The organism is Rheinheimera sp. (assembly GCF_020217005.1).
Classification (GTDB): Bacteria; Pseudomonadota; Gammaproteobacteria; order Enterobacterales; family Alteromonadaceae; genus Pararheinheimera.
Genome location: NZ_JAIWOI010000246.1, coordinates 1 through 10,000, shown reverse-complemented (window position 1 = coordinate 10,000; position 10,000 = coordinate 1). Strand labels below are relative to the sequence as shown.

9 protein-coding genes are annotated in these 10,000 nt (G+C 47.3%); 6 read left to right on the top strand and 3 right to left on the bottom strand.

Annotated elements, in window-relative coordinates; all coding sequences use genetic code 11:
- Together LDL40_RS12055 and LDL40_RS12050 are read left to right on the top strand one after the other, a co-directional pair.
- Nucleotides 1-555 (top strand): cytochrome-c peroxidase (locus LDL40_RS12055; protein WP_367304317.1); only part of this gene is annotated, 555 nt, incomplete at its 5' end.
- Nucleotides 552-2,045 (top strand): parallel beta-helix domain-containing protein, encoded by a 1,494-nt coding sequence (locus LDL40_RS12050; protein WP_300995622.1) that lies wholly within the window; start codon nucleotides 552-554, stop codon nucleotides 2,043-2,045. The genes LDL40_RS12055 and LDL40_RS12050, both read left to right, overlap by 4 nt.
- A gap of 70 nt (nucleotides 2,046-2,115) precedes the next feature.
- Here the strand turns inward: LDL40_RS12050 and purH are convergent, their stop codons facing one another.
- From purH to dusB, 3 genes are all read right to left on the bottom strand, one after another.
- Nucleotides 2,116-3,702, bottom strand: coding sequence for a bifunctional phosphoribosylaminoimidazolecarboxamide formyltransferase/IMP cyclohydrolase (purH, locus tag LDL40_RS12045; protein WP_300995621.1), 1,587 nt, complete (start codon nucleotides 3,700-3,702; stop codon nucleotides 2,116-2,118).
- 346 nt (nucleotides 3,703-4,048) lie between these two features.
- Nucleotides 4,049-4,339 (bottom strand): DNA-binding transcriptional regulator Fis, encoded by a 291-nt coding sequence (gene fis / locus LDL40_RS12040; protein WP_008897208.1) that lies wholly within the window; start codon nucleotides 4,337-4,339, stop codon nucleotides 4,049-4,051.
- A gap of 18 nt (nucleotides 4,340-4,357) precedes the next feature.
- Nucleotides 4,358-5,332, bottom strand: coding sequence for a tRNA dihydrouridine synthase DusB (dusB, locus tag LDL40_RS12035; protein WP_367304318.1), 975 nt, complete (start codon nucleotides 5,330-5,332; stop codon nucleotides 4,358-4,360).
- A 328-nt stretch (nucleotides 5,333-5,660) separates the two neighbouring features.
- Between dusB and LDL40_RS12030 the strand changes: the two genes are divergently transcribed.
- The 4 genes from LDL40_RS12030 to LDL40_RS12015 form a co-directional block, all read left to right on the top strand.
- Nucleotides 5,661-6,086, top strand: a complete 426-nt coding sequence (locus LDL40_RS12030) for a copper chaperone PCu(A)C (protein WP_300995619.1) — start codon at nucleotides 5,661-5,663, stop codon at nucleotides 6,084-6,086.
- A 9-nt stretch (nucleotides 6,087-6,095) separates the two neighbouring features.
- The gene (locus LDL40_RS12025) at nucleotides 6,096-7,073 is read left to right on the top strand and encodes a DUF2333 family protein (RefSeq protein WP_300995618.1); all 978 of its coding nucleotides are present in this window, start codon (nucleotides 6,096-6,098) and stop codon (nucleotides 7,071-7,073) included.
- 3 nt (nucleotides 7,074-7,076) lie between these two features.
- Nucleotides 7,077-7,826, top strand: coding sequence for a TIGR04219 family outer membrane beta-barrel protein (locus tag LDL40_RS12020; protein ID WP_300995617.1), 750 nt, complete (start codon nucleotides 7,077-7,079; stop codon nucleotides 7,824-7,826).
- Between the two features lie 90 nt (nucleotides 7,827-7,916).
- On the top strand, nucleotides 7,917-10,000 hold a 2,084-nt coding region (locus tag LDL40_RS12015), incomplete at its 3' end, for a response regulator (RefSeq protein ID WP_300995616.1).

Below are 10,000 nucleotides of genomic sequence, written 5' to 3'. Positions count from 1 at the left end.
ATTTCACTGAACAGCAAATATGATCAGTACGCTCATGGTTATCAGCAGGCACTAAACGAAGAAGAAATTAAGGGGTTGAACGTATTCCGCTCTTTTGTTGCCCGCTGCGCCGAGTGCCATACGCCACCACTTTTTACCAACCAACAAATTGCGGTCATAGGCACACCAGAACCCGAAGGTATGGCCTTTGATCCGGGCGTTGGGAGCAGTCCAGAACTTAGTAAGTTAAGAGGTGGTTTTAAAGTACCAAGCTTGCGTAATGTCGCCCTGACTGCGCCTTATATGCACTCGGGACGTTTTGCGACTTTAGAGGAAGCGGCAGAGTTTTACAGCAAAGGCCGGGGGCACGCTGTGCCCAAAGGCGAAAAACTGCTGCTGCACTGGCATATCTGGGAACCCAAACTCAGCCCGGAAGAAATTCACCAACTGGCGGTCTTTCTGAACACTTTGACCGATGAAAGCCTGATGCCTGTTATACCGCAACTTTTACCCTCAGGTTTGCCTTTGCCGGCAGAGCTGACTACAGCAAATGATCACAAAGGAAGCACAGAATGAATAAAAGCACGCTCACCTTAGGCGCTTTAGTGCCACTGGCCTTTTTAGCAGGTTATTACCTGACATCCAGCGGTCCCGCCGCTCCGGTATACACAGCAGAAATCAGTTATGGCGGCGGTGCTGCAGTGGGGGGCAATGCCAAAAAATCCGTACTTAATAGCATGCCCACGGGCACTGTACATGCCGTCAAAGACGGACAACTGATTATGGACGCTGTCAAAGCGGCCAAGCCCGGCGATGTGATTCAGGTTTGGCCTGGTAACTATACCGAAACTGTCTATATCGACAAAGACAATATTCGTTTGAGCGGAGTGATAGTTGAAGGTAAACGACCGCGTTTGTTTGGTGACGGCCATTTAAACGACGCTATTTTGTATTCGGGCAATAACATAGTGATTGAGAACTTTTTGATCACTAAATACAAAGGCAACGGCATTATGGGCCAGGCCGGTAACAACTTCGAAATCCGCAATAACATTATTGAAGACACCGGCGTCTACGGCATTTTCCCGCAGTTGGGCGAAAACGGCATAGTGGAACATAACGTGGTGTCTGGCATTGAAGACGCGGCTATTTACATTGGCATGAGCGATCACATTCATGTGGCCAATAACGAAGTGTTCGACAGTGTGGCTGGTATTGAAATTGAAAACAGTCGCCATGCCATAGTGGAAAATAACTTTGTGCATAACAACACAGGCGGCATTCTGGCTTTTGTCACTCCTGGTCTGCCGATTAAAGACACTGTGGATGTGATTATCCGCAACAACTGGATCAGCACTAACAACACCAAAAACTTTGGCGCTGAAGGCTCTATGGTGGCGGGTATTCCGGCCGGTACTGGTGTACTGATTATGGCGGCGGACAAGGTGATTATTGAAGACAACCTGATCCTGGGCAATAAAACTGCAGGTATCATTATTACCGACCATCAGAATGCACCTAATACTACGTTGGATCCGGAGTCGGACCCGACACCTGATGAAATCATGATTTTAAATAACCTGATGTATAACAATGGCTATGACACTATTACTGAAGCTAAAGTTTTGCTGACCACAGAACTGAAACAAGGCAATCCTGATATTTTGCGGGTAGGAGCCAGCAACGGCAGTTGCATTAATAACCCGCAGCAATATATCAGTGCCGGAGTCAGCGACTGGCCAGCCTGCGCTTTCAGCAATACGGACACCATAGTAAATTATTTGCTGGATGAACCTGCGGCTCCACGCAGCGTGGATGTGGAAGACAAAGGTAAATACGCTTACCTTGGTATTTGCACTGGTTGCCACGCCTACACCGGGCGTTTAATTGGCCCGCCTGTACAAGTGATCCAGTCCTTGTATATGGACGATCCACAAGCACTGGCGGCTTATATTGCCAACCCAGTTAAAAAACGCGAAGACTATCCGGCTATGCCAAAACAGGATTATTTGGACGAAGAAACCCGTCAGGCGGTCGCGCTTTATATGTTGTCAGTGAAGAACTAGCGGCAGCTGAATAGTAGAGTAAAAAAAAGGCGGGAACCTGTCCCGCCTTCTTTCATTTAAGAGCTTGTGTTTAGTGACGGAAATGACGCACGCCAGTGAAAATCATCGTCATGCCGTGCTCGTCTGCAGCAGCTATCACTTCTGCATCGCGCATAGAGCCACCAGGCTGGATCACTGCTTTGATACCGGCAGCAGCGGCTGCATCGATACCATCACGGAACGGGAAAAACGCATCTGATGCCATGACAGAACCTTTGACTTCCAGATTCTCGTCAGCGGCTTTGATACCGGCGATTTTAGCGCTGTAGACACGGCTCATCTGGCCTGCACCGACGCCAATGGTCATGCTGTCTTTGGCATACACAATGGCATTAGATTTCACGTACTTCGCCACTTTCCAGCAGAACAATAAGTCACGTAATTCCTCTGCTGTCGGCTGACGTTTGGACACGACTTTTAAGTCATCCAGACCGACCATTTTCTGGTCACGGTCTTGTACCAATACACCACCGTTGACACGTTTGATATCAAAACCCGTGGTTTTGCTGTCCCACTCGCCACAGACCAGTAAACGCACATTTGGTTTGCCCGACACCACAGCAGCAGCTGAAGCTGTAGCGCTTGGCGCGATAATGACTTCAACAAACTGACGGCTGACAATAGCTTCGGCAGTTTTAGCATCTAATTCGCGGTTAAAAGCGATAATGCCACCAAAAGCAGAAGTCGGGTCTGTTTTATAGGCGCGCTCATAAGCGGCCAGAATGTCGTCGCCAATAGCTACACCACAAGGGTTCGCGTGTTTGACGATCACACAGGCTGGTTGGTCGAATTCTTTGACACACTCTAAAGCGGCATCGGTATCAGCGATATTGTTGTACGACAGCTCTTTGCCCTGCAGCTGAGTAGCGCTGGCGACACTAGCTTCCTGAATGCTGCTTTCGACATAAAAGGCGGCACTTTGGTGGCTGTTTTCACCGTAACGTAAGTCTTGTTTTTTCACAAACTGAGCGTTAAAAGTGCGTGGGAATTTGCTTGGCTTGGCGTCTTCATCACCGTAAGCAGCTAACATGGTGCCAAAGTAGTTGGCAATCATACCGTCGTATTGAGCTGTATGCTCAAAAGCGCTGATAGCTAAACTAAAACGGGTGGCATGAGTGGTAGAACCGGCGTTGGCAGCCATCTCTGCTAAGACTTTGTCGTAGTCAGCCGCGTTCACCACTATAGTGACGTCGTTATGGTTTTTTGCCGCAGCGCGGACCATAGTTGGGCCGCCGATATCGATATTCTCGATGGCGTCTTCTAAAGTACAACCTGCTTTGGCCACAGTGTTGGCGAACGGATACAGGTTCACCACCACTAAGTCGATAGGCTTGATATTGTTGGTCGCCATCACAGCTTCATCCATCCCACGGCGCGCCAGAATGCCACCATGTACTTTTGGATGCAGCGTTTTGACGCGGCCGTCCATAATCTCCGGGTGACCTGTGTAATCTGACACTTCAGTCACTGCTATGCCTTGCTCTGCTAATAACTTGGCAGTGCCGCCTGTGGACAGAAGTTCCACACCCTGGGCGGCTAAAGCACGGGCAAATTCAACTATACCGGTTTTATCAGACACGCTTAACAAGGCGCGACGGATTGGACGAGCTGCGTTCATTGGATCATTCTCCGCTGTAATGGTTAATTCGGACCAGCACTGCTGTGGTTCACAGCGTTTGGATAGCATACAAAGCCAGCACATAAGCATAGAGAAAAATGGCTTTGATGTATCGCCGGGATCGCTGGTGAAATCCCGTTTTTACTTCACGTACTACTTAAAGTTGTTCCGCTAAGTATTTGGCGTTGCAGCAAGGCGGCAAGGGTTCGAGCTCCCAGGAGCATAGTCCACTATGTGACTGGGGCGAGAATCCGCAGCCAACGAAGCTGCAGCGTCAAGTACGACGGGAAAAAACAAAAAAGCACCCGAAGGTGCTTTTGATTGCGGGACTCCTCCCGCGGGGGCATTAACTCATGCCGTATTGTTTCAGCTTCTTGCGCAGAGTACCGCGGTTGATGCCCATCAGGTTGGCAGCGCGGGTCTGGTTGCCGCGAGTGTATTTCATCACTTCTTCTAATAACGGCTTTTCTAATTCGGACAACACTAATTCGTACAGGTCGTTGACGTCCTGACCGTTTAATTGTTGTAAGTAGTTCGCCACCGCTTTTTGTACCGCATTGCTTAAAGGCTGCGGTTTTTCTTGCGTTTGAACATGGGCGTTGGTGATAAATGGCGAAGTCACGTTTTGATTAAACATTGCCTATTCTCTTTTACGTTAGGTTGCTGCTAGTAATTGCTCGAAATACACATACAAGGTATCCAGCTGCTGTTGGGCCTGCTCGATACCATTAAATTCACTGCGAAACATGCCTTCGCTGTCATGCTCAGCCAGGTACCAACCCACATGTTTGCGGGCAATACGTGAGCCAGGCACCTCACCATATAACTGGTGTAAGCCACGGACATGCTCCAGCAAAATATCCCTGACCTCAGCTGTTGAAGGCTGAGCTAAATGTTCACCTGTTTGCAGATAGTGCACCACTTCACGAAAAATCCAGGGTCTGCCCTGAGCGGCACGGCCAATCATGACCGCGTCTGCTCCGGTATAGTCCAGTACAAATCTGGCTTTTTCCGGCGTGGTGATATCGCCATTGGCAATCACCGGGATAGACACATTTTGTTTAATAGCGCGGATTGTGTCGTACTCCGCCTCTCCTTTATACATACAAGCTTTAGTTCGGCCATGAACAGCTAAAGCCACAATGCCGTTGTCCTGCGCTATTTGCGCTATCTGTACGCCATTTTTATTCTCAGGGTCCCAGCCAGTACGGATTTTTAAGGTCACAGGTACTGACACAGACTGAACTACGGCCTGAATAATCTGTTGTACTAAGTCCGGATACTGCAACAGCGCCGAACCAGCCAGCTTTTTATTCACCTTTTTGGCCGGACATCCCATATTGATGTCGATGATTTGGGCACCATGTTCAACATTAAACACGGCTGCTTCCGCCATCTGCTCTGGATCTGAGCCGGCAATTTGCACCGAGCGAAGACCAGATTCGTCCTGGTGAGTCATACGATTTAGCGATTTTTCACTTTGCCAGACCAAAGGATTGCTCGACATCATTTCTGATACAGCTAAACCTGCACCAAAACGACGGCAAAGCTCACGAAAAGTGTAATCCGTCACTCCAGCCATAGGAGCACAAATTACGTTGTTCGTTAATTGATATGGACCTATGCGCACCGCTAAAACCAAGGCTCTACCCTAAAGGGGCGCTAAGTTTACGGATTTTTGCCAACAATGCAAAGGTTATTATTTAAACAAAAGTATAAATTTATAGGGGGTTGCTGGGTTGACAATCGCTAAACGTCTGAAAACTAGACTTTCTGAAAAGCAAAACCCAATAAAATCGAGGGCAGGCTTTGTAGATAATTGTATAGCTGTTGTTTTTATCACCAGAGAAGGCCAAAAAGTAGCTTCTCAAAGAAGTCAATGCTTTTCGTCAGCGAAGTTTGTTGGCCTATCCTCTGTCGTGTAAGATAAAGATATGATCTTAAAAGGAGAAGCCTGAATGAAAAAATGGATACTTGCCTTGTGCCTGGCTGTGGTCAGTTTGCAGGCGATGGCAGAAATTGTGATCACTGATGCGACTGTGCGGGAAATGTTACCCGGCCGCAGCATGACAGCTGGTTATTTTAGTATCAGCAATCAAACTGCTTCGGATATTGAGTTAGTCGCGGCAACAAGCTCACAATTTGGTTCTATTGAGCTGCATCAACACAGCCATAAAGATGGCATGATGAAAATGGAGCTGATGCCTTCAGTTCCGGTGGCAGCAGGTCAGAAAGTAGATTTCCAGCCCGGTGGTTTGCATCTGATGTTATTTGATGCCAAAGCCAGTCTGACTGTGGGGCAAAAGATTCCGTTAGTTTTCGTGTTTAAAGACGGCCAGAGCATAGAAGTTCAGGCTGTGGTCAGTGCTATTCCAACTCACTAGGAGTAAGAAATGAACAGATTCAGGATTGTCAGTTTAACCGTACTGTTCGTTTTTATTCTGGGCTATGGTACGACATGGTGGGCCAGTCGTGAACCTGACCGCTTTGATGTCAGAGATTTGTCGGCGCAGCTTAGCCCGGAACATAAGCAAGTTGTTGGCTACACCACCACTAGTGCGCTGATAAAAGTGCTGGAGACTCTGCTGACAAAAAATGCCGGTTTTGTCAGTAATGACGTGCTACCTCCTTTTTCGTTGTTGGATGATATGCCGGCATGGGAATTAGGGGCTTTGGAAATGTCCCGTGATTTAGCTCTGGCATTGCGCAAAGATTTAAGCCGCTCACAGTCACAATCTATTGAAAATCAATACTTAAAACTGGCTCAGCCGATGCTGAATATTGATCATCGCAGTTGGGCTGTGCCAGCTGCTGAAGCTGAGTACCAGCAGGCTATAGCGCAACTGTCTTTGTACCGTGCCGCTTTATTAGACCCGGCGAAAACTGACAGCCAGTTTTATACCAGGGCAGATAATTTACGTGACTGGCTAAAAAATGTGGAGAAAAGACTGGGCAGTTATAGTCAGCGCCTGAGTGTTAGCGTGGGTCAGGACAGGTTAAACACGGATCTGGCAGGCGACAAAAATGCCAGACAATCGACAGCCACTGCTGAGTCGAGCCGGATAAAAACCAGTTGGTGGAGTATAGATGACGAGTTTTATGAGGCACGTGGTGCTTGCTGGGCTTTGTTGCATTTATTAAAAGCGATAGAATTGGACTTTGCTGACGTTCTGACAAACAAAAATGCAATGATTAGTTTACGTCAGATTGTCCGCGAGCTGGAGGCTACACAGCAGCCGGTCTGGAGTCCGATGATCTTAAATGGTCGTGGTTTTGGTTTGATGGCCAATCATAGTCTGGTGATGGCAAATTATATCTCCAGGGCCAATGCAGCCCTGTTGGATTTAACTGAATTATTAGCGCAAGGATAAATCATGAAAAAGTCTGTAGTGGCTCTGGTGTCTGTTGTTTCATTTCTTGCTCCGGCCGTGATGGCTGATACTGTAGGTGGCATTTACCTTGGAGCAGATCTGCATTTTGCTGATAGCAAAGGCAGTTTTGGCCAGACCGGCAATCAGCAGAGTTTTAGTTTTGACGATAAAAATCAAACTAGCTTTTACATTAAATTTGAACACCCTTTGCCTTTGCTGCCAAATATAAAATTGCAGCGCAATAGCTTAGACTCAGATGGCAGCACAGTGTTAAACCGAACCTTTGTATTTGATAGCCAAATTTTTGCTGTAGGCACTACCGTGGCGCAAAAGGTCGATTTATCCAATATTGATGCGACTTTTTATTATGAAATTCTGGACAATGACTTAGTCAGTCTGGACTTAGGTGTAACAGCCAAGTACATAGATGGAGATATCTCTGTCAGTAATCAGGGGCAAAATGCGCTGCAGGATTTGTCGACTGTGATTCCTATGGGTTATGCCTATGGCAGCTTTGGTTTGCTGGGAACAGGCACAAAACTATTTGCAGAAGTCAATTATGTCAGCTACGACGGCAGTTCTTTGTCTGATATGCAGCTGGGTTTAGCTTATGAGCTCATCGATACGCTGGCTGTTGATCTGGACTTAAAGGCTGGCATTAAAAAGACCAAAATGGAATTAGACGACATAGATCAGGTGGATGCTGATTTGAGTTTTAACGGTGCCTTTATTTCAGCTGAGTTACACTTCTAACAGCAGTTCCTGACCAGCCTCAGAACGGCTATTGTGCCGTTTTGAGGCCCGGCTTATAGTGCAGTACAGGGAAATGAAGGTTCAATTGACATGACGTTAAAAGCTAAGTTGGGTTTGCTATTCGGATCTTCAGTGTTGATTGTGGCCTGCCTTTATGTGTCGGCCCAACTGCAGTTGCGCCATGAAACTGTGGTTAGGGTTCAGGCCGAACAACAGCTGTTGATGAGCTTGTCTTTAATGGTCGAACCTTTTTTAGCTCAGAATAAAATGGAGCAAGTTAAAGGCCATCTGCTGGCAGCAAGTTTTTCCAGTACTTTACCTATCAAGGCTATATTGGTTTATCAGGCCGATGGCAATTTATTTGCTGCTACTCAGTTTCCCCGTGAGTTGTTCAATTTCAGTCCTGCCCGCGATCTAACCGGACAAAAAGCCTTAATGGATGGTTCAACCTTGTTGTGGTCTGCCGTCATGGTGACGCCAGCGAGCATGAGCTATTTCGACACAAAAACTGTAGCAGTTGAAGGCAGTACTCTTGGTTATGTTGCTATTCAGATCTCACCTTTGCGACTATCCAGTTTATGGTGGTGGCAAAGCGCGTTGTGGAGCGCGGTGTTATTAATTATTCTAACATTAGTGCTGTTTTGGCAGCGTCGAATTTTTAAAGCGCAGCATCTGCGTTGGCAAAACTTTTTAAGGCAAGTCCGGACCCTGGTCACCACAACTGCAGACCCGAAAAAATTGAATGCTTTTGATGGTGCAGAACTGACTGTGCTGTTTCGCTCTCTCTACGCACAGCAGCAACAGTTTCAGCAGCAATTACTGCTGCAGTATCAGCAGGAAGAGATGCAGGAGCTGAGTCAGGCGACCGAGCGCGAACAGCAGGACATTGAAAAACAGCAACAACTCACGGAGTTAGATAAGGAGCTAAAAGCCTGTCAATATCAATTAAGGCAGTGGCAGCAGCTTTGTGTGTTGGGCAGTGCTGGCAAATTCTCTGAACAAAGGTTATTGCTAAACTGGCTGTTACAGCAGGATCAGTTGGAAAAAACAGCCTTGCAGCCTGAGATCTTGTGGTTCCCACAATGGTTGGCGCAGCAGGTTGAAACCTGGCAACAGAAGTTTGAGTTGAGCAAAGTCTCACTTATTCTAATCGAGGATTCTGCGCTTAGTCTGGCGGAAGTGCAGTTTTGTGCCGAACATACCGCAGCTCTGCTCAGTCAAATTCTTGCCTTGATCCTGCAGGATATACGTCTGCCGGAACTCAGTTTGCATATTAATTTACAAGCGTTTTCCGAGAATAAATTGCTGCTGCAATTTGATCATGCAGGTCAAAGTGCTGCTATTCAGCAAGTACTAAAAGCCACTACTGAAGAAGTGGAAGTGCTGCCACAGCTCTGCGCCAGCTTGATGTCACGGTTGGGAGCCCGATTATCTGTTTCAGCACTGGAAGATTTAGGATGTTCAGTGCGGCTGGAATTACCTCTGAGCTCAGTCTCAGCAAAAGACTTGCCCATGTACCAGACAGCTGTTTATGTTGATGCTGACAGCACCAGAGCTGCATTACTAAAACAAAGCGTTTATTCAGTGGCGGAACAGGTGATTTACTTGCAACAGCCACAGCAGCTGCAGCTTGAATTGCAGCATCGGCTGGTGGATTTAGTGCTGCTACAATTGCCTGAATCCAAGGCTCAGCCGGAGTTATGGACAGCGCTTCAGCATGTGACGGCCCGAAGTCAACTATTGGCCTTTTGTCATGCAGCGGATCTGGATTTCTGGTCTGCACAATTCAGTTGTCCTGTAGTAGCCAATCCAATGTTGTCTGTACAGATCCGGCATTATCTGGCGCAAAAGCCGCAGAACACGGATGTCCGAATGCTGGTGGTCGACGACAATAAAACCAACCTTGCCTTTGTCAAAGCCATGCTGAGCGAACAAGAGTTTGAAGTGGATACTGCTGCATCCGGAGCTGAAGCATTAAAGCTGGCTAAAAGTAGCAGATATCATTTGATACTGATGGATATTCAGCTGCCGGATATGACGGGCATACTTGCGACCCATCTGATCAGGCAATTACCTCAACATCAGAATACTGTCATCATGGCCTTTACTGCTCATGCACTGCCTGAAGAAATTCAAGAGTTTCATCAAGCCGGTATGAATGATGTTGTGATTAA